General features: G+C 45.9%; 19 protein-coding genes. 8 read left to right on the forward strand and 11 right to left on the reverse strand.

All coding sequences use genetic code 11. The features are described 5' to 3' along the window. The 3 genes from DT73_RS00500 to DT73_RS25265 all read left to right on the forward strand — a co-directional run. Nucleotides 1–246 (forward strand): hypothetical protein (locus DT73_RS00500; protein ID WP_036102465.1); only part of this gene is annotated, 246 nt, incomplete at its 5' end. Between the two features lie 52 nt (nt 247–298). Next, complete coding sequence (locus DT73_RS00505; protein ID WP_036102469.1) at nt 299–679, forward strand: hypothetical protein; 381 nt, start codon at nt 299–301, stop codon at nt 677–679. 119 nt (nt 680–798) lie between these two features. Further along, nucleotides 799–1,155: a hypothetical protein gene (locus tag DT73_RS25265; protein WP_072006880.1), complete on the forward strand. Its 357-nt coding sequence runs from the start codon at nt 799–801 to the stop codon at nt 1,153–1,155. 527 nt (nt 1,156–1,682) lie between these two features. On the opposite strand, the gene DT73_RS00515 is transcribed toward DT73_RS25265, so the two are convergent. The 5 genes from DT73_RS00515 to DT73_RS00535 all read right to left on the reverse strand — a co-directional run bounded on the left by DT73_RS00515 (nt 1,683) and on the right by DT73_RS00535 (nt 6,368). Beyond that, nucleotides 1,683–2,210, reverse strand: coding sequence for a hypothetical protein (locus DT73_RS00515; protein ID WP_036102478.1), 528 nt, complete (start codon nt 2,208–2,210; stop codon nt 1,683–1,685). A 449-nt stretch (nt 2,211–2,659) separates the two neighbouring features. After that, nucleotides 2,660–2,953, reverse strand: a complete 294-nt coding sequence (locus DT73_RS00520) for a DUF1889 family protein (RefSeq protein WP_036102481.1) — start codon at nt 2,951–2,953, stop codon at nt 2,660–2,662. A 71-nt stretch (nt 2,954–3,024) separates the two neighbouring features. After that, nucleotides 3,025–3,189 (reverse strand): hypothetical protein, encoded by a 165-nt coding sequence (locus DT73_RS27005; RefSeq protein ID WP_369792543.1) that lies wholly within the window; start codon nt 3,187–3,189, stop codon nt 3,025–3,027. Between the two features lie 515 nt (nt 3,190–3,704). Then, entirely contained in the window at nt 3,705–4,844 is a 1,140-nt protein-coding gene (locus tag DT73_RS00530; RefSeq protein WP_036102486.1) for a hypothetical protein, read from the reverse strand. 30 nt (nt 4,845–4,874) lie between these two features. Further along, the gene (locus tag DT73_RS00535; protein ID WP_036102488.1) at nt 4,875–6,368 is read right to left on the reverse strand and encodes a hypothetical protein; all 1,494 of its coding nucleotides are present in this window, start codon (nt 6,366–6,368) and stop codon (nt 4,875–4,877) included. 322 nt (nt 6,369–6,690) lie between these two features. Between DT73_RS00535 and DT73_RS26615 the strand changes: the two genes are divergently transcribed. After that, nucleotides 6,691–6,870 carry a hypothetical protein gene (locus DT73_RS26615; RefSeq protein WP_235234352.1) on the forward strand — a complete coding sequence of 60 codons (180 nt, stop codon included), beginning with the start codon at nt 6,691–6,693 and terminating at the stop codon, nt 6,868–6,870. 361 nt (nt 6,871–7,231) lie between these two features. Continuing rightward, the gene (locus DT73_RS00540) at nt 7,232–10,108 is read left to right on the forward strand and encodes a TrlF family AAA-like ATPase (protein ID WP_036102491.1); all 2,877 of its coding nucleotides are present in this window, start codon (nt 7,232–7,234) and stop codon (nt 10,106–10,108) included. Nucleotides 10,109–10,506: 398 nt separating this feature from the next. Here the strand turns inward: DT73_RS00540 and DT73_RS00545 are convergent, their stop codons facing one another. After that, nucleotides 10,507–11,787 (reverse strand): site-specific integrase, encoded by a 1,281-nt coding sequence (locus DT73_RS00545; RefSeq protein WP_036102494.1) that lies wholly within the window; start codon nt 11,785–11,787, stop codon nt 10,507–10,509. A gap of 217 nt (nt 11,788–12,004) precedes the next feature. On the opposite strand from DT73_RS00545, the gene mutS reads away from it, so the two are divergent. Continuing rightward, on the forward strand, nt 12,005–14,566 hold the full coding sequence (gene mutS / locus DT73_RS00550; protein ID WP_036102497.1) for a DNA mismatch repair protein MutS: 2,562 nt from the start codon (nt 12,005–12,007) through the stop codon (nt 14,564–14,566). A 55-nt stretch (nt 14,567–14,621) separates the two neighbouring features. Here the strand turns inward: mutS and DT73_RS00555 are convergent, their stop codons facing one another. Genes DT73_RS00555 through DT73_RS00565 form a run of 3 tightly spaced genes read right to left on the reverse strand, consistent with a single transcriptional unit; the run spans nt 14,622 to nt 16,900 of the window. Then, a complete protein-coding gene (locus DT73_RS00555; protein ID WP_036102500.1) occupies nt 14,622–14,858 on the reverse strand; it encodes a non-oxidative hydroxyarylic acid decarboxylases subunit D in 237 nt (78 codons plus the stop codon). A gap of 11 nt (nt 14,859–14,869) precedes the next feature. Further along, the gene (locus tag DT73_RS00560) at nt 14,870–16,297 is read right to left on the reverse strand and encodes a non-oxidative hydroxyarylic acid decarboxylases subunit C (RefSeq protein WP_036102504.1); all 1,428 of its coding nucleotides are present in this window, start codon (nt 16,295–16,297) and stop codon (nt 14,870–14,872) included. Nucleotides 16,298–16,318: 21 nt separating this feature from the next. Continuing rightward, the gene (locus tag DT73_RS00565) at nt 16,319–16,900 is read right to left on the reverse strand and encodes a non-oxidative hydroxyarylic acid decarboxylases subunit B (protein WP_036102508.1); all 582 of its coding nucleotides are present in this window, start codon (nt 16,898–16,900) and stop codon (nt 16,319–16,321) included. Nucleotides 16,901–17,096: 196 nt separating this feature from the next. Here DT73_RS00565 and DT73_RS00570 point away from each other — a divergent pair, with 196 nt between their 5' ends. Then, nucleotides 17,097–17,522, forward strand: a complete 426-nt coding sequence (locus DT73_RS00570; RefSeq protein WP_036102881.1) for a MarR family winged helix-turn-helix transcriptional regulator — start codon at nt 17,097–17,099, stop codon at nt 17,520–17,522. Between the two features lie 42 nt (nt 17,523–17,564). Here DT73_RS00570 and rpoS read toward each other — a convergent pair whose 3' ends face one another. Together rpoS and nlpD are read right to left on the reverse strand one after the other, a co-directional pair. Then, nucleotides 17,565–18,557, reverse strand: coding sequence for an RNA polymerase sigma factor RpoS (gene rpoS / locus DT73_RS00575; RefSeq protein ID WP_036102511.1), 993 nt, complete (start codon nt 18,555–18,557; stop codon nt 17,565–17,567). A 62-nt stretch (nt 18,558–18,619) separates the two neighbouring features. Then, complete coding sequence (gene nlpD, locus DT73_RS00580) at nt 18,620–19,693, reverse strand: murein hydrolase activator NlpD (protein WP_235234361.1); 1,074 nt, start codon at nt 19,691–19,693, stop codon at nt 18,620–18,622. On the opposite strand from nlpD, the gene DT73_RS26620 reads away from it, so the two are divergent. After that, nucleotides 19,602–19,796: a hypothetical protein gene (locus DT73_RS26620; protein ID WP_369792544.1), complete on the forward strand. Its 195-nt coding sequence runs from the start codon at nt 19,602–19,604 to the stop codon at nt 19,794–19,796. The genes nlpD and DT73_RS26620 overlap by 92 nt on opposite strands. Nucleotides 19,797–19,814 lie beyond the last annotated feature (18 nt).

Genomic DNA, 19,814 nt, shown 5'->3' on the forward strand with positions numbered 1-19,814 from the left:
TATTACTGGTTTCCTGTCACTGTAATTCTGAATATTTTTTATTTTATGGTCAGCACCGGACACCTTCATATTCTGTGTGGTGTTTATTCTGCTTATGTGGGCATACAGACCCTGCGGGGCACATGGAATATTATCCGGGAAGGAAACAAAGGCTGGGCCATTGCCGTACTGCTGCTTGTCAGGCTTAACCTGATTTTTGATGTGGCAGGCCTTGCTATTGATATCAGTAATTTTCTTAACCGCTGAATATTCATCAACGGGCCGAAAAATACCGGCCTGAATAAAAGAAGAGATTATCATGCAGGTGATTCATATAACGGCATCCGCCCTTGTAGCAGCCAGTCTGTTAGTTACCGGCTGTCATGACAGTACCCCAAAATGTAACAGCGATGATGCCAAAAACCTGGTTGTCAGCATTGCACAACGCCAGATGGCAAAAGAGTTTGCACAGATGAGAAACTCCCAGATGTCCGGCATGGTGCCCAAAGGTGCAGACAACGCACAGCTGTCGGTTCTCAACGTACTCACCACCTCGCACCAGTCTTCGCCCGATGTTTACCAGTGCAGTGCTGACCTGCAAATAACGCTGTCGGGCAAAAGCACCACCATCCCGATTACTTACAACATCCAGAATACGGATGACGGGAAAAATTTTGTGATAAACGTCTTCGGGCTGTAATCGTAGTAAGACAGTGCCAAAGTCCCCGGCTCCCTCAGTCCACACACGGTGCTTTTGCGGGTAACACAAAGCTGAAGCCGGGGCTTATCAACACTCGCAGACTCAGTAAGGACAGAACCATGAAAAATACAACTGCGCTGCTCGCACTCATACTTACTGCCACATCCGCCAGTGCAACTGAATACACCAGACCCAATGCCGGCCTTGTCCTGACACCGGACGGCCATAACATGGCATTCAGTATCAATTCTTCGTATGGTGAGACAACCGGGGTATGTAACATGGAAGGTATCGCCCGGACAGTTCCTCCCATGTCCGGTCAGAAAGGTCGATGGGTCTGGAGTGATAACAACTCAGAGTGTGTCGCTGTGATCAGCGAAATACGCAGCGGCCTGGTGGAAATCACAACGAGACGCTGTGACGGGTACTGCGGTGTGTCTGCAACAGGATCGATGGATGGGCGCTACCATCAATGATGGCTCGCGACTGATTAATTGCAGCAAACTGCCATCAGTGACGATTAAATGTGCTGGCCGCCAGGAATGAATTAAGGCAATTATGTGTCAGTAATATGCCATTTGGGAATAAAACAGCCGACAAAACCCCGAATTTTCGTATTGAGCCATTTATTGTTCATTTTCATCGTTGTTACTTATCAGGACTGAACCCGATTGAGGAACAGAGAGCAATTAAAACCCATCAGCTGTCATCAATAACCGTGCCAGGCGGCACAGCCATCTCGAGGGCGTCAGCCCGGTGGCCTTTGAACAGGCCTCCTCGTGAGGACAGAATATGTCTGCTGTCGTAAGGTCAGTCCAGTACCTTCCATGTTGCAGATCCCTGACTCCTCTTTGGCTGATGCGTTAATGCTAAACTCCGCATTACCGTTCCCCTGCTTTATCAGTAACTGCATCAGGCTTAGCGTATTGAGCTGCGATTGCCGGGAGGGCTAAGGCTGTTAGTCCCAATGCAGTAACTATTCTGTTCATCATTAAATATCCTGTTAGCCGATACGAATGTTTTTGGTGATTTTCCCCAGTGCCAGCGGTCTGCGTTTTTCCACAAAGAAATACACTACGTTGAAAGCTGATTTACGGTGATTTCCCCGACCTAAAGAGGGCCAGTCACGGAAAGACTCGATCTGTTCTTCTGAATAAGGCGTGTCAGAGAAGTCAAACAGTACAAGCAGGGCTTTGCCGTCATGCTTCATCAGCTTCTTCACTTCCGTGCTGTTAACAGTTGCCGAAACATTGGAACGAGCTGCTGTTGGCTTACGGACCGCAAACTCAACAGCCACATCGTCAATCACAAAATCAATGAAACCATGCCCGGTAACAGTTCCAGGTAGTTTGCTTTTGACTTCTGGTGAGATGTTATCCGCAAACCAACCCAGCAAATAACAACGTACTAATGGCAGTAGTTCCCGCTCGCTACATTCATTCAGACGCAGTGTTTTGACAAACTCACGCCGGTACAGAGAGCTGAAAAAGTACTCAAAGCAGTCCGTTATCTCAGTAATTGTGGTTGCCACAATGTTCCCCCTTTTTTGCCCGCCTTTGTTCTAAGACCCATCTCGTCAGCCTTAGTCTGTTTAGTCCATAAAATGACTATATATGCGATTTTGGGCTCATGAATGGTATTCATGCAAGAGTCAAAAGATACTGTCTTCCGCTTATGGACGAACGGGAGAAGAAATGATGGTTAAACTGGTGGCAGATTCAGCTGATAAGCTGGTAGGGTAGGATCACTCTATGTAATAGCTTACCGATTTATAGCTGGTGCTTTTGGATCTGCTCGACCCAAGGCATCATTGCAAACCCTGCAAGTATCGCTTCATGGATCATCATACAATAGATTGAAAAGAGGTCATTGAACAGAAAGGATTTTTTAAGCGCTGCTTCATAAAAAAGTAGGACTTGCAATACACGTTGCAATACACAATTAATACCAATAAAAAAGGCCGCGATGGCGGCCTTATATTCACCCTTTCAGATATTTTTTTAGTTCATCAGTGAGCTGCCCTGGATGTTTCACAACAACGCGGCCACCAGAAGCAACTTTATCAGCCCATCCGGCCATTTTCTTGATAAACCCTCCGTTCCATCCTTTTGCCTTACCATATTCAATAATTTCACTACCAGTAAGCGGATGTCCAAGATCTTTCAGATATTTAAACATTTCCTTTGCTGTACTTTCATCTTGCGCATGAGGTGCAGAGGTTGATGTATTCATTCCATCCAATTCTTTAAGCGCTCTAGCTTTGATTGTTGGCATTTAGGTTTCTCCATTTGCTGTGTAGATAAAGTTTCAGCATTAACGATAACAAAGTCAGCATGCCATTACGCTCACCAATATTGGTATTTCCTTGATAGGTTTGGTTTTCTCCACTGACATGTCTTCGCCTTCATTCGCTGGCGAAATCGTCCTTTAGCAGACAGAGCGCTGTTAAGGCGGGTACGGATGATGAGCTTATCCTGCCCGCTAAGTTCATGGCCTTGCTGACGGGCCATTTCAATCAATACTGATTCCAAATTAACCACGAATTACCTCTCTCCCTGACACATCAGGGTGAAGATACGGCGTTCAGTATCAACTCATCCTATGGTGATGCATCCGGGGTCTGTAATCTGGAAGGTGTTGCACAGCCACTCCCCGCCGGGAAAGGGCAGAAACACCGCTGGGGCTGGAATGACAGTAACAGTCAGTGCGTTGCCGTTATCAGTGAAGACAAGAATGGTAAAATGAATGTCTCGACAAAAGGATGCGATGGCTACTGTGGTATGAATGCTGTGGGTTCTATGGATGGCCTCTATCACCAATAGCACAAAAAATGAGACATCCATCAAAAATTGCTGGATGTCTTTCACCAAAAAAGCATTAAAAACCACAAGCGTTAACCAACAACAGCGCTTCTGAAACACCTACTATTTCGGTGCCAAATCGAGAACAGAGCCTCAGTAAGCCATGAGCGAAAACGGAAGATAAGCGACGTCACCACTGACAATAAAGACCTGTCCGGGAGACTTCATATTGAATCCGGTTTCGAGCTACCCAGATCCTTGTGAGCAAGGTAAAATTTATCAGACAATACAGAAATAGCCTGACTCCGTTCTTCTGTCGTATCCGGCAATGTCGAGGCACGTGTTTTCAGGTTATCAATACTTTCCAGCATATTTAGAATTTCTGTTATCGCACTATGAAGATGCTCATCCTGATACACGCTGGAATTGTCTTGTATTCTTTCCCTTATCGCCAGTTTATCAGATGAGAACTCATTGAAAAAGATAGACAAGCGACCAGCCTCCGGGTTGCCGCGATATTTGAGACGATTATTATCCTGGTAATCGGGACACAGCTGGTAGCACATGTCTCGGAAACCAGGATATTTTTTGCCGAAATGTTTTTGCAAATCGTCCACGGCAAGCGCTTTCAGTAATCCCACCAACTTGTTTTTTAGCGTTTCCAGATTAATCAAATAATCTGGCAGATTGCGATCTCGATGGATCCAGCTCAGGATGTTCAAACTATTGAGCATCTCCAGGAAAGCCTGAGTATAAACCTCTGCGGTGGAGCCTTTAAAACAAGGGTATACCGCAATGTCACTGGTGTACCTGTTGTGCTTAGCCGTTTCCCTCTCCTTTGATTCACCATAGGTCAAAGCATCACTGTCATTATACTGGTTCCGGAGCGCCATGCTATCAACATATTCATCCATGAACTGTCCTAGTTTTTGAGCAAGCAAGGCAGCTGTTTTACTGCCATCGAATAACAGTCGCTCTGCCCGCCCAGAGTCATGCTTATCAAGATCTGCGACCTCGGAGAAAAAAAAGTTCACTTCTGCATTGAGCTTGTCCATCTCATTTTTTATCAATTGGTCCAGTTTGCGCTCAATGCGAGATAATTTGTCACTTTGCTCACGAAACCCTGCGCGTATATCTCGATTGATGACCGACAACGTCACCAAGAACTCATTCTGGAATTGTACCATCAGCGCTGGAGAATATTTTTGGTCTTCTTTAACCATAAGAGTGTCCAGCGGCGTGGTAAACTTACCACGAGAATCACGTAATTGCAGTCCATCTATTTTCAGCGAACCATCATCAATCTGTTGTTTTATCTTGTCGGTCAGTATTGCCTTGACGGTCACTTCCTCAAGATTAGCCATACGTAAACTCCTCATCGGCGTTATGCCAGCTTAGTCAGTAAAAATAGTCACTTTGCCCGGTTTATAGCCGAGTTGGTGCATAAACTTTTCCACTATCCCCGGTAAAGACTGATAGGTTACAATACCGCTAAATCTCAGATATTCAATCAGTTGGGTATCAACCCGCAATTCCCACTCCGCGATGGACAACATTTTCTGGAAACCATCATCGACCTGCTTTGACAATAGTGCTTCCACTGCCATGTGATAACGCATATCCCAATAAAGTAATAACGCCTCAGGATAACGCCGCAGATCAGGATAGTTGCCTTCAGGATCGGTTCTGGCATACCGCTCTGCATCTTTCAAAATAGAAGTTACTGATTGCTGAACATTTCCCGTTCCAGTTATCACCGATGGAATACGAACACCTAACTTTTCGTCATGCAGGATCAGTGCTTTGATTATCTGCTTATTCATTGTGGGCAAAGGCCCTGTGAGATCGCGAGCGTAATGGAGAACTATCCTTTCGACAAAACCAGCCTGCTTCTCCAGCGAAGGTTTAACGCGGGTGACAGGTTTTCCGGTAAGGAAAGTGAGAACATCTTTATCAGAAAACGAAGGCACCTTTGCACAACGCAATGTTCTCAACTGTAGCGGGTTTTTATAAACGGCTTGCATAACAAGATGGTTCGAATTTTTCCGTTCTGAATATTCCTGCAGCGCCAGCGAAGCATAGAGCAAAAAATCGAGACGGTCATAGGCGGGTTCAATTGCTTGTTTTTCCAGTATCATTCCTAGGGCTGCGTTAATGTTATTACGTGAATAATGGTCGGGGTCATGCCGTTCACCCTCAATTTCACTTTTTACATAAACAGCCATCTTTTCACATGTAAGTGTGAGATTACTCAAAATGCGCCATGCCTGTTCTGCGTATGTCTTCGGCATTGAAAAGGTCAAATGGCTCAGTATTTCCGCCAGTACAGCAGAGTTTTCCTCACTTTGCTCATGCTGCTGTGGGAATGCGGATCTGAATTCAAAATTCGCTTTATCGGTACTTTCTACTTTCAGCAAACGGAAGATCTGCGGACGGTAAACCCGGCAAATACGGTAGAAAAGTGTGACCACCTTAAACGCCAGATTACGGTCTTTCTCAAGGAAAACCTTAAAAGGAATACCGGTCAGTACAGCGATGTTCTTCTTTATCTGTTTCACCAGATCGGCGACATCAGCACCTCCATAAGTTTGTGCAAGGTAGACATGAAACGCTTTCTCGCTGGTATCAGGAATAGGTTGTGAGCTACCGATTTCATAGCCACTGCCGTAGATCACACGCTTTTGCTCATCGGACAGATAACGATGGTAGATATACTCTTGCGTTTGCAAGGTTACACCGCCACCAATGACGCGCCCGCCCAGTACGCTGCGCTGTAAAAGAGTGTCTTTATGCTGCAATAGGGTTTTCAAGCCGTTTTCGTCAAAAGTAAGCCCCATCTGCTCAAGCATATACTTTATCTGTAATTCCGTAAAAGTCTGTGTAGCCATGATCCGTTCCTTATTGATTCTTCATCGGTTCTGCGTTTTGAATAGCGACCAGCTTAGTCGGATTGCTTTAAGCAAATAAGGGGAGAATTTTATAAAGTTCCTGCACCCGTCTGTAAGTACCAGATGTGAGATCGACTTTCCAGCTTGTGACCTCTATGTAGGAGAGGCTACGCGAATTCACGCTGAATAAATTTAATTACAATTAAATCAATAAGATAAAAGCAAGTGGTGCAATAATAGGAGTAGAACCTACGACCTGCGCATTGCGGCAACGAATTCATCAGTATTACCAGCAATCATTCTTCTGGCGTTAGAAACAACTATGCGCCGTAGCGAAATTGCAGGACTACAATCGCGCTTTATCGATCTTGATAGGCGAGTTGTACATTTACCAGATACCGAAAATGGCAATTTACGCGATGTTCACCTTTCCTCAAAAACCATCCTTTTGCTTCGTTCCATACAAAATCAGGCCACAAAGCCGAATGATAGAGTTTTCTAAATGAGAACCGATGCAATCACTAAAGCCTTTGATAGTAGTGCCAAGAGAGCCAGATGACATTATGAAAAAAAGTGGATTGACTGCAAGACCTTTCCGAAAGATGATTTTCTCAAAGATCTCAGATTCCACGATTTGGGGCATGAAGCGGCATTACGGCTTACTGAGATATTTCCTATGCATGAGCTGACGAAGATCACCGGGGAGCAGGTCAGTACTATCATCCAAAAGCAGAAAATTTAGCCAAGTAACTTACACAAAATAAATTTGACGAAAACGAGAAAATTTTCTTTGTTATAAACAACTTAAAAACAACCCGGTCATGTCATTTTACTAAAAACCGTTATCTAATATGGAGTCAGAAATGATTACTTTAGGTTCAGAATGGACAGAATGGGACTTACATTTTCACACGCCATCCTCATATGATTATGGGGATAAAAGCATTACAAATCATGAAATCATTGAGTACATGCATAAAAATGGAATATCTGTTTTTGCCATAACCGACCATCATATCATTGATGTAAACAGATATAAAGAACTAACTGAAATTGCTAAAGATTATAATATTACTGTACTTCCAGGAATTGAATTCTTATCTGATTCAAGAGGGAAAGACCCCATTCATTTCATTGGGATATTCTCTGAGACATCTGATATAGACTATATTTGGGGCCAATTGAAAAACAAATCTGAATTACATAGAATAGACCTAGAGATGCTCAAATTTAACGAGGTCTATTGTCCTATCATTCAAACAGCAAAACTGGTAAGAGAATTAGGCGGAATTACAACTATCCATGCAGGTGGTAAGAGCGGGACAATTGAAAACATAACAAACTCTCTACCACACAATATAGCTCAGAAAAAAGATATTTTTAAAGTTATTGATATATTTGAACTTGGTAAAGAAGAAGATCGCGATGGATATATAAATCATGTATTTCCGGCATTAGGTAAAAAAGCACCTTTAATAATATGCTCAGATAACCACAATGTAAAAAAATATAGTAGGAAACAGAAGCTTTGGATAAAAGGAAAACCTAATTTTTCAGGTCTTAAATATGCATTAAATGAACCAGATGAACGTTTTTACATTGGTGCAGAGCCTGCAGTAATTTCACGAACAAAAAACAACAAGACCAAGTACATCAATAAACTAATTATAAATCGCATCGGTAACTATGATAAAGATAATATTTGGTTCGAAAATATTGAAATACCATTGAATAATGAGTTAATATCAATCATTGGACACAAAGGAAATGGCAAAAGTGCTATATCTGACATAATAGCATTATGCGCAGATGCTGAACACTCATTAGATTATATATTTCTTAACAAAAACAAATTTCAAAAAAAAGGTCTTGCGGATAGATTTCAGGCGCAAGTTGAGTTTGCGAGTGGAAAAAGAACTGAACTAAAAACGCTTTTTGAACAAGTTGATGACACGCAAGAGAGGCTTGTAAGATATTTGCCACAAAGCTATTTCGAAAAGGTATGTAATGAAATTGGAAAAGTTGAGTCCTTCCGTAAAGAAATTGAAAAGGTCGTCTTTCAATACATACCAATCCATAGCAAATTAAATAAAGAAAATTTTGAGGATTTAATTGAATTCAAAAAAGACACAGTGTCTCATGACATAAATAGATTAAGAAATAAGATTGAAGAAAAAAACTCTGAAATTATTTCCTTAGAAAATATATTAGATCCTACTAACATTAAAAATTTGGCTAGCAAAGAAAAAATTAAGCGCGATGAAATAGCTTCACACAATACACTTAAACCAAGTGATGTACCAAACCCTGCATTAAATGGGAATGCTGATCATACGAAAAAAAATGAAGCATTAGTTTCTTTAAAAGATGAAAAAGAGAAAATTGATAAAGAGATAAAAGAATTAAACTCAATAAGTTCAGACTCCTCAATTGTTATAGAAGAGTTGAGTGGATTGATGAACTCTTTGAAATCAAAGATAAAAGAATTAGAAGAGATTATTCATGATGGTTCTGAGATAACAAATAAAGTTGATATAAATATAAACGATATAATAAAATTTAACTTTAATGAATCATTACTTGAAGATAAAATTAATGAGAAACGTCTTGCCATTATTGAAATTACAAAAACAATGACTCTTGACGAAGATTACAAAATAAAACCATACGAAGATCTAAATATTGAATCTAAAAGAGCAAAAAAACAATTTGAGATAGACGAAATAACGTCTTCCCTAGGAGATGAGCAAAAAAATTATGAAAAATACTTAAGAGAATCAAAAGAATGGCAGGATAAACTAGATGAACTTTATGGAGATAGTGAAAAACCAGATAGCCTAAACCATATATTAGAAAAACAAAAATACATTAATAATGAAGCAAAATCAAAATTATCTAAACTTAGAAACGAGCGCATAGAGTTAACCTTGGAAATATATGATAAAATGACCGAGGTAAAGAATATCTATGATGAGATAAAAACTGAAATAGATACAAAACTTACTTATTCAAATTTCTCAGGCTTGACAATTGCCAGCGCATTTCATGTACCTCATGATTTATCTCAATTAATTTTGAAAAATGTTAGGCAAAATAGAATTGGATCTTTTTATGGTACTGATGATGGTAATAAAATATTAACTCAAGAACTACTTTCCATCACAAACTGGGATGAAAGAGCTAGCATTAAAACTTTCTTAGAAAACGTTATAGATTATCTTGAAAATGACAGGCGAACACCAGGAAGCAATCAGGAAACTTATATCGGAGATATCGTTAAAAACAGAGAGGATATCTACAACCTTCTATTTTCACTTGAATATATAAATCCTCATTATGATTTGAGACACAATGGGAAAAATCTGGAACAACTTTCTCCAGGAGAAAAAGGAGCATTACTACTAGTATTTTATTTAGTTCTTGATAAAGAAGATATCCCATTAATAATAGACCAACCTGAGGACAACCTTGATAATAATAGTGTAGCCACATTACTAGTACCCTTTATAAAAGAAGCAAAAAAGAAAAGACAAATCATAATTGTTACACACAATCCCAACTTAGCTGTGGTATCAGATTCCGAACAAATAATAAAAGTAAAATTAGATAAGGAAAATGGGAATACATTCTCATTGGAGGCTGGCGGGATCGAGGATGAAATAATAAAAGATAGTATCATTGATGTCCTAGAAGGAACTATCCCAGCATTTTCGTTACGAAAAAACAAATACTCTATATAATTAGAATGGCGCGATATGTTATATATCTGCGCCATTAATTCCATTAGCATCAAAGTTTCACTCTATGTTAAATTAATAAATTGAGATTGTTCAAATGAACAATAAAAGCACTATACGTGAGAGACGATTAAAATCCTACGCTAAGGCCGAGGCTAGCTTAGCTTATCAGGTAAAGATCCAAGCAGTTAAGAAATTTATTAATTGATCATAAAATCAAAAATAAAGTAATTAATTGTGAATTAACCTATAATGAAGCGAGATTAGAGATATTAAAATATCAAGCAGTAATTTGTTTGCGTATCGGTTCACCAGCTCCCTGCCAACACTCTGTTATACACGGGAAGAATTAGCACTTCGCTTCTTCGTCTGATAATCCATAACCTTATCTAGCAATTAAGTTAATACAGACGATCTAAGTAATCCGCCCATGCCTGCAGCCACGTCTTACACTCTGCATCATAGGTATACAGATTATAAATACCCTCAACACCACCACGAGTATGCCCCAACACAGCTTCCGCCACCTCATTAGGGCACTGCAAACGCGAAAGCCCTGTACGTACAGTCCTGCGCAAGTCATGTGGCGTCCAGTGAGGTATATCAAGCATTTGACCGCTTTCACGTAAACGCCATGAGTTTTCAGTTAGGTACTTCTGCTGGATTGGCTTCTTCGTTGCCTGTGAAGGGAATAAATATTTATCGGAGGTGAGGCGTAGCACTTTCAGGAACTCAACAGCCTGTGTAGACAACTGAACATAGCGTTCAATGCCTGTTTTAGTCTCAAGCAGGTGGATTGTACCTTTAACGAGATCAACATCCTTCCATGCCATATTGCAGACCTCCCCGGTACGGCATCCCGTCCAGAGTGTCATACGCAGCACATTTTTTATTGTTGGTGTATACGACGAACCCGGTAACCATTTGAGGAATTTTGCCAACTCTTCATCACTCAGCACACGCGTCCCACGGCCATTGGTAAGTTTGATTCGGGTCTGTCGTAAGCTGGATTTTGCTAATAGCGCCGGATTCGCAAAACTATCATCAAAACGTCCAAGGCCAATTGCAAACTCATAAGCGAGTGAAAGCTCCCTCAGAACATTACCCGCCTGTACGGTCGCACCTCGGGCTACAACACCATTTATTAAATTGATGACATCCTGGCGCGTAATCTCAGCAGCATTTCGTGTTCCTAAGCTTTTAACGGCATCACCATAGAGAGTACGACGGACCTCGGCCTGCCCTTTCGGCTTTCGAGCACCGGGAATGATCTTCCCATCCTTCGTTTTACGATCCTCAATACGCTCGGTAAGATACAGTTCAACTAATCCCTGTACAGTCAATTCAGGAGTCTTAACCTGTTCAGCTTCAATCGCACGCTGGAGCTTTTCTTGCTTGAGTTCAGTCGCAGGACACCGGCCTTCCTGACGGAGGAGCTTTAATTCGTTGAGTTTGAGACGGGCAGCGGCGAGAGGAGTCTGCGGAAAATTGCCAATTTTGACCTGAGCAAGTTTGCCCGTCAGAGGGCTGGTGTAACGATAGAAGAAGGATTTAACGCCTGTAGCTCCACACGTAACTCGTAAGCCTCGATTTTCGCCAATATCGGCTTTATCTTTGTCACCTGGCTTCATCATTTCTATCGCTTTAAACGACAGTGGCTTTGCCTCTTGTTTTCCTGCCATAAAGACTCCGTTATCATGCTCCCTACGCATTTATGAAACGAAATGTAGGTTGTGCTGTAAGTAGCCATATTTTACCAGGCTATAGGTTGGCAAGCTACACTTTAACCTACATTTAAATGTAGGATTTCATGAGATCCAATGAGACAAAGTGAAATTCAATGAGAACAAAAAACATCACTAACTCATTAAAATTTAAGAAAATGGACATCATAAACTGATGAGTACACTAGAAAATTTCGACGCCCACACCCCAATGATGCAGCAGTACCTGCGCCTGAAGGCACAGCATCCGGAGATCTTACTGTTTTACCGGATGGGCGATTTTTACGAGTTGTTTTACGACGACGCAAAACGGGCTTCCCAGTTACTGGATATTTCCCTGACCAAACGCGGTGCTTCCGCGGGGGAACCAATCCCCATGGCGGGAGTGCCGCATCATGCGGTCGAAAACTACCTGGCAAAGCTGGTGAACCTTGGGGAATCCGTCGCTATTTGTGAACAAATTGGCGACCCGGCAACCACCAAAGGCCCGGTGGAGCGCAAAGTGGTGCGTATCGTCACGCCAGGAACCATCAGTGATGAAGCCTTACTGCAAGAGCGGCAGGATAACCTGCTGGCGGCTATCTGGCAGGACAGCAAAGGTTTTGGCTACGCCACGCTGGATATCAGCTCTGGCCGGTTTCGCCTTTCTGAACCGGAAGACGCCGAAGATATGGCGGCTGAACTGCAGCGCACCAATCCGGCAGAATTACTCTATGCCGAAGATTTTGCCGATATGCGCCTGGTTGAACACCGCCGGGGGTTGCGCCGCCGCCCGTTATGGGAATTTGAAATTGATACCGCTCGCCAGCAACTGAACCTGCAATTTGGCACCCGCGATTTAACTGGCTTTGGCGTGGAACAGGCACACCGTGGCCTGTGTGCCGCAGGGTGCCTGTTGCAGTATGTGAAAGACACCCAGCGCACTGCACTGCCCCACATCCGTGGCATTACCATGGAACGCCAGCAGGATGGCATTATCATGGATGCCGCCACGCGCCGTAACCTGGAAATCACCCTCAACCTGGCAGGTGGAACCGACAACACGGTTGCCGCCGTGCTGGATGGCACGGTTACGCCAATGGGCAGCCGCATGTTGAAACGCTGGCTGCATATGCCGGTACGCGATACCAGTGTGCTGAGCCGCCGCCAACAGGCTATCAGTGCATTACAGGATTTAACCAGCGAGCTGCAGCCCATTTTGCGCCAAGTAGGTGACCTGGAGCGTATTCTCGCCCGCCTTGCTCTGCGCACTGCCCGCCCGCGCGACCTGGCAAGAATGCGCCATGCTTTCCAGCAACTGCCACTACTGCGCGATGTGCTGGCGGAAGTGGATGCGCCTGCCGTTCAGAGCCTGTGTGAAACCAGTGGCGAATTTAGCGAGCTGCGCGAATTACTGGAGCACGCCATTATCGAAAGCCCGCCAGTGCTGGTGCGTGACGGAGGCGTGATTGCACCAGGTTACCATGAAGAGCTGGATGAATGGCGCGCACTGGCAGATGGCGCAACGGATTACCTCGACAAACTGGAAATCCGCGAGCGGGAAAAACTGGGTATCGATACCCTGAAAGTCGGGTTTAATGCTGTGCATGGCTACTATATTCAGGTAAGCCGTGGGCAGAGCCATATGGTGCCAATTAACTATGTGCGCCGCCAGACCCTGAAAAACGCCGAGCGCTATATTATTCCTGAACTGAAAGAGTACGAAGACAAAGTCCTCACCTCTAAAGGAAAAGCACTGGCACTGGAAAAACAGCTCTATGATGAACTGTTCGACAAGTTGCTGCCACACCTTGAAGCGCTGCAAAACAGTGCCGCAGCGTTGGCGGAACTGGATGTGCTGGCAAACCTCGCTGAACGCGCCCTGCGTTATAACTATGTCTGCCCGACACTTACCGATAAACCCGGTATTGCAATACAGGGCGGCCGCCACCCGGTGGTGGAACAAGTATTAAGTGCCCCGTTTATTGCCAACCCGCTAAACCTGTCGCCGCAACGGCGGATGCTGATTATTACTGGCCCGAACATGGGCGGTAAAAGTACCTATATGCGCCAGGCCGCTCTGATTGTGCTGATGGCTTATATTGGCAGCTTTGTGCCTGCAGAAAGCGCAGAAATTGGCCCGGTCGACCGTATTTTCACGCGTGTTGGTGCGGCGGATGACCTGGCTTCCGGGCGTTCTACTTTTATGGTTGAGATGACGGAAACCGCCAATATTTTGCATAACGCCACTGCGCAAAGCCTGGTATTGATGGATGAAATTGGCCGGGGTACTTCAACTTACGATGGCCTTTCTCTGGCCTGGGCCTGTGCCGAAAACCTTGCCAACCGCATTAAAGCGCTGACACTGTTCGCCACCCACTATTTTGAGCTGACAACACTGCCAGAGAAAATGGAAGGGGTTGCCAACGTGCACCTGGATGCACTGGAGCACGGTGATACCATCGCATTTATGCACAGCGTGCAGGATGGTGCGGCGAGCAAGAGCTACGGGCTGGCGGTTGCGGCACTGGCTGGCGTACCGAAAGATGTGATTAAACGCGCACGCCAGAAGCTGCGTGAACTGGAAAGCTTGTCGGGCAATGCTGCAGCGAGCCAGGTCGACGGCACGCAGATGTCTTTGCTGGTTGCCTCAGAAGAACTCAGCCCGGCAGTTGAAGCGCTGGAAAATCTCGACCCGGACAGCCTGACTCCACGCCAGGCGCTGGAGTGGATCTACCGGCTGAAGTCACTGGTTTAACGCTGTTAAAAACGCCCCGGACGGGGCGTTTTACATTACAGCTCAGGCCAGGTAATTAACGCTGGTCTTCCGGCAACAAAGGCGGAATGGTGGGTACCTGTGGCGCATTATCTATATCGGCCTGGGTCATCATAAACGCTTCAGGATAATGTTCCCGGCTGGTGCGGCGCAGCGGTTCTGTATCCCGCCAGGTGTACAGGCAATGCTGGCACTGGTGAACTGTCCAGACACCGGCTACCGGCGATGTTGCCAACACTTCAATATGTTCATCAGCACAACGTGGGCAAATCATAGCTCTTCTCCTTATTTCCGGTTAGCCAGCATGGCTGTCAGTTTTTCAACCCACAGTGCCGTTTCTGGTAAATCTTTGACCGGCTGGCTGTAGTGGCCGCGGTTATCCGGCGCAACGGGTGTGGTGGCATCAATGATCAGCTTGTCGGTGATCCCGGCAGGGCTTGAGCCCGGGTCCAGTTCCAGTACCGACATATTCGGCAATTGCACCAAATCGCCTGCGGCATTCACTTTGGATGAAAGCGCCCACATCACCTGTGGCAGATCGAACGGATCAACGTCTTCGTCCACCATAATCACCATTTTTACGTAACCCAGCCCATGTGGGGTTGTCATTGCCCGCAGGCCAACCGCTCTGGCAAACCCGCCATACCGTTTTTTGGTAGAGATAATGGCGAGCAAACCATGGGTGTACATGGCGTTAACCGCCTGCACTTCCGGGAACTCTGCTTTCAGTTGCTGGTACAGCGGCACGCAGGTTGCCGGGCCAATCAGGTAGTCAATTTCGGTCCATGGCATCCCCAGGTAGAGGGATTCAAAAATCGGTTTGGTGCGGTAAGAGACTTTATCGATGCGCACGACAGTCATGTTGCGCCCACCGGAATAGTGGCCGGTAAACTCACCAAACGGTCCTTCGATTTCCCGTTTGCGCCCTTCAATTACACCTTCCAGAATCACTTCTGATCCCCAGGGCACATCAAAACCTGTCAGTGGTGCAGTGGCGATTGGGTATGGCGACTCACGCAATGCGCCAGCCATTTCATATTCAGACTGGTCATATTTAAGTGGCGTTGCGCCCATCAGGGTAATCACCGGGTCGTTACCCAGAGTAATAGCAATGGGCAGGTCTTCACCACGCTCTTCGGCTTTATGTAAATGCAGGGCAATATCATGCATCGGTACCGGTTGCAGGCCCAGCTTACGCTTGCCTTTCACTTCCATTCGGTAAATACCGACGTTTTGTTTGCCGAAGTGTTCCGGGTCCTGTGGGTCGCGCGAGACAACACAGGCTTTATCCAGATAGAACCCGCCATCACCGTCATTCAGGCGAAATAAAGGCAGAATATCAAACAGATTGATGTCTTCTCCGTCTACGCTGTTTTCAGCCCAGGGCGGGTTATCACGGCGTTCAGGTGCCACCGGGAATGTGTCCCAGCGGCGAATAAATTCATCCACCTGTTGTTTGAGCGGGGTGTTTGGCGGCATACCAATGGAAATAGCATGGTTCTGCCAGGAGCCAATAGTATTCATAACTACCCGGGCATCCGTAAAGCCGGCAATGTTATCAAACCACAGTGCCGGGGCACTTTCACCAATACGCCCGGTTGCGTTAGCTGCCGCAGCAATGTCCGGCTCTGGCATCACCTGTTCTTCAATTTTCAGTAACTGCCCTTGTTCATCCAGCGCACGTAAAAAGCTGCGCAAATCATCAAACGCCATATGCGTCTCCTGTTAATGAAATTAAGACTGTTTTTTTCCGTCGCTCAATCCTTCCCAGCGGCGTGCAAAAGGGGATTCCAGGCCAAACTGATCCAGTACCCGGGCCACCACATGGTGGGTTACATCGTCAATGGTTTCGGGGTGGTTGTAGTACGCGGGCATAGGCGGCACCATGGCAACGCCAAGTCGGGATAACGCCAGCATGTTTTCCAGGTGAATTGGGCTTAATGGGGTTTCACGGGGAACCAGCACCAGTTTGCGCCCTTCTTTGATGATGACATCAGCCGCGCGCCCAACCAGACCTTCTGCGTAACCCGCGCGGATCCCCGCCAGGGTTTTCATACTGCAGGGAATAATAACCATGCCATCGGTTTTAAAAGACCCCGACGAGATGGTTGCTCCCTGATTAGCCGGGCTGTGAACCACATCAGCCAGTGCCTGTATATCAGCCACCTGATAAGGGGTTTCCAGTTCAATAGTTGTTTTGGCCCACTTAGACATGACCAGGTGTGTTTCCACCTCCGGCAGTTTATGTAGTGCCTGTAGCAGCGCTACTCCCAACGGAGCGCCTGTCGCGCCAGTCATTCCAACAATGAGTCTCACACATCCTCCGGTTAATTTGTTCGTATACGAACATTATAAATAACATTAAGGATTGGGTGGAATTTACGCAAGGAAAAGTCACTGCCGCGCGTTAAAACAGCACGCTTTGCTAATAACCAGGAAAGCGATGAGCTGGCAAGAATTACAAGGTATGATACTGGCTGATGCTTTTACCTTCATGCCAAATGGGTTCAGGATGCATTTACACCAGGAAACGTTTCACCTTTTACGCCTTTTATTTCAGCAGCATACTGCAAAGTGGCAACACACTTTTCCCGAACTGACCAAGCCGCAGTATTCGGTGTTGCGTGCGGTCGCCGAGCACCCGGGCATTGAACAGGTGCGCCTGACTGAAGCGGCAGTGTGTACCAAGGCGACACTGGCGGAAATGCTGAGCAGGATGGAGAAAAAAGGCTGGGTCAGCCGGGCCTGCGACCCGGCAGATAAACGGCGGCGGTTTGTTTCACTGACACCCGACGGGCAGGCACTACTCACCCTCAGCCAGTCCAGAGCAACGACGGTGGACCAGGCGTTTTTAACCCGGTTAAACCCGCAAGAGCAGCAGGCATTTAACGCAATGATTGAAAAAATGCTGGAGCCGGACGGCAACACCCAGGCATAAAAAAAGCCAGTCATACGACTGGCTTTTTCGGCGGAAAAGGTATTATTCCTGGAACAATGCCTCAATATTCAAACCCTGTGTTTGCAGGATCTCTCTGAGGCGACGCAGGCCTTCAACCTGAATCTGGCGAACACGTTCGCGTGTCAAACCAATTTCATGGCCAACATCTTCCAGTGTGGCTGCTTCATAGCCCAGCAAACCAAAACGGCGTGCCAGCACTTCACGTTGCTTCGCATTGAGCTCAAACAACCACTTCACGATGCTGTGTTTCATATCATCATCTTGTGTGGTGTCTTCCGGGCCGTTGTCTTTTTCATCGGCCAGGATATCAAGCAACGCTTTTTCCGAATCACCACCCAATGGGGTATCCACTGAGGTGATGCGTTCGTTGAGCCGCAACATACGGCTGACGTCATCTACCGGTTTATCCAGTTGTTCCGCTATTTCTTCTGCGCTGGGCTCATGATCCAGCTTGTGAGAAAGTTCACGGGCTGTGCGCAAATAGACGTTCAGCTCTTTAACAATATGGATTGGCAAACGGATCGTACGCGTTTGATTCATGATCGCACGCTCGATAGTTTGACGGATCCACCAGGTTGCATAGGTTGAGAAACGGAACCCTCTTTCCGGATCGAATTTCTCAACAGCGCGGATCAGGCCGAGGTTTCCTTCCTCAATGAGATCCAGCAATGCCAGACCACGGTTACCATAACGCCGCGCTATTTTCACCACCAGACGAAGGTTACTTTCGATCATCCGACGGCGTGAAGCCACATCACCACGCAATGCCCGGCGTGCGAAGTGTACTTCTTCTTCAGCAGTCAGCAGTGGTGAGTAACCAATCTCACCAAGATAGAGTTGCGTTGCATCGAGCACACGTTGAGTGGCACCTTGCGACAGCAACTCTTCCTCTGCCAGCTCTGTATCACCGGGTTCCTCTTCCACAAAGGCCTTTTCGTCAAAGGACTCTGCTCCATTCTCATCAAATTCCGCATCTTCACTTACTTCATGAACCTTCAGCGTATTCTGACTCATCTTAAGGTGCCTCCTACCCGTGATCCCTGGGCAAAGCACCTGTTACAACGTACTTTGCCGGTTTATCGCTGCGGCAAATAACGCAGCGGGTTGACGGATTTCCCCTTGTAACGAATTTCAAAATGCAAACGTGTAGAACTGGTTCCGGTGCTACCCATAGTAGCTATTTTCTGCCCCGCTTTGACTTCTTGTTGCTCCCGAACCAGCATAGTATCGTTATGAGCGTAGGCACTCAGGTAATCATCGTTATGTTTTATAATGATAAGATTCCCGTAGCCGCGCAGTGCGTTACCGGCATAGACAACTCGCCCAGGGGCGGTTGCAAAGATAGCCTGGCCACGCGAACCTGCAATATCAATACCTTTATTACCACCATCGGCAGCAGAAAAGTTTTCGATAATCTTGCCATCAGTCGGCCAGCGCCATGATGAAATCGGCGAACTGCTTGACGTACTGCTGACAGTCGGCTCGGGGGTGCTAACAACCGGTGCGGTAGTCGTCGTCGTGGCTGCTACTGCGCCAGCTGACGGGCGGTTACCAGGCAACATCTTGTTAGCACTTTGTTCACCTGAAGTTTCAGAATACGTAATTGTTGGTTGCGTTGCAACCACTGCGCCTGAATTTTGTGCAGGTTTAGTTACCAGCCCCTGAGCACTGGCATCGGCGGTCGTAATCGCATTGCCGCCGGTGATTGGCGCGCCTGAACCATTGCCCACTTGCAGCGTTTGCCCGACATGCAGCCCATAAGGAGCGGGGACATTATTGCGCTGGGCCAGATCCCGGAAATCATTACCTGTCAGCCAGGCAATATAGAACAGCGTATCGCCGCGTTTAACGGTATAGGTCTGCCCGGAATAACTGCCTTTAGGAATAGAATCATAATGGCGTTCATAAACAATTTTGCCATTCACTGTGCGCACAGGCTGTGATGGTGGCTGCTGTACTGCAACGGTTTGCGTCTGGGTTGTTTGTACCGGGTGTACAGGTTGTATTTGCGGTCTCTGAACCGGCGCAGATGTGTTTGGTGTAATTAACATCCCGCTATTGGTACTGGCCGCAGATGACGAACCACCGCCATTAACGGAACTGATCGGAGCCTGGCTGTTATGGTTACTGGAACAACCGGCAAGCCACAGGCTTACCAGTGAAAGCGCCGCAACACGGCGTAAGGTGAAATGTGGGCTTCCCGCGCTCATTTATCCCCCAAGAAATAAGAAAACAGTCAAATCAGAGCCGTAGAGGTCATCCACACTTCGG

This window comes from Mangrovibacter sp. MFB070 (assembly GCF_000705335.1).
Taxonomy (GTDB): domain Bacteria; phylum Pseudomonadota; class Gammaproteobacteria; order Enterobacterales; family Enterobacteriaceae; genus Mangrovibacter; species Mangrovibacter plantisponsor.

Coding starts and splice junctions, on each gene's coding strand:
- mutS (WP_036102497.1), top strand. CDS start 12,005: ATGAGTACACTAGAAAATTTCGACGCCCACACCCCAATGATGCAGCAG.
- DT73_RS25265 (WP_072006880.1), top strand. CDS start 799: ATGAAAAATACAACTGCGCTGCTCGCACTCATACTTACTGCCACATCC.
- DT73_RS00555 (WP_036102500.1), bottom strand. CDS start 14,858: ATGATTTGCCCACGTTGTGCTGATGAACATATTGAAGTGTTGGCAACA.
- DT73_RS27005 (WP_369792543.1), bottom strand. CDS start 3,189: ATGGCCCGTCAGCAAGGCCATGAACTTAGCGGGCAGGATAAGCTCATC.
- DT73_RS26615 (WP_235234352.1), top strand. CDS start 6,691: ATGCGCCGTAGCGAAATTGCAGGACTACAATCGCGCTTTATCGATCTT.
- DT73_RS00530 (WP_036102486.1), bottom strand. CDS start 4,844: ATGGCTAATCTTGAGGAAGTGACCGTCAAGGCAATACTGACCGACAAG.
- DT73_RS00545 (WP_036102494.1), bottom strand. CDS start 11,787: ATGGCAGGAAAACAAGAGGCAAAGCCACTGTCGTTTAAAGCGATAGAA.
- DT73_RS00535 (WP_036102488.1), bottom strand. CDS start 6,368: ATGGCTACACAGACTTTTACGGAATTACAGATAAAGTATATGCTTGAG.
- DT73_RS00560 (WP_036102504.1), bottom strand. CDS start 16,297: ATGGCGTTTGATGATTTGCGCAGCTTTTTACGTGCGCTGGATGAACAA.
- DT73_RS00540 (WP_036102491.1), top strand. CDS start 7,232: ATGATTACTTTAGGTTCAGAATGGACAGAATGGGACTTACATTTTCAC.
- DT73_RS00570 (WP_036102881.1), top strand. CDS start 17,097: ATGCATTTACACCAGGAAACGTTTCACCTTTTACGCCTTTTATTTCAG.
- rpoS (WP_036102511.1), bottom strand. CDS start 18,557: ATGAGTCAGAATACGCTGAAGGTTCATGAAGTAAGTGAAGATGCGGAA.
- DT73_RS00505 (WP_036102469.1), top strand. CDS start 299: ATGCAGGTGATTCATATAACGGCATCCGCCCTTGTAGCAGCCAGTCTG.
- DT73_RS00520 (WP_036102481.1), bottom strand. CDS start 2,953: ATGCCAACAATCAAAGCTAGAGCGCTTAAAGAATTGGATGGAATGAAT.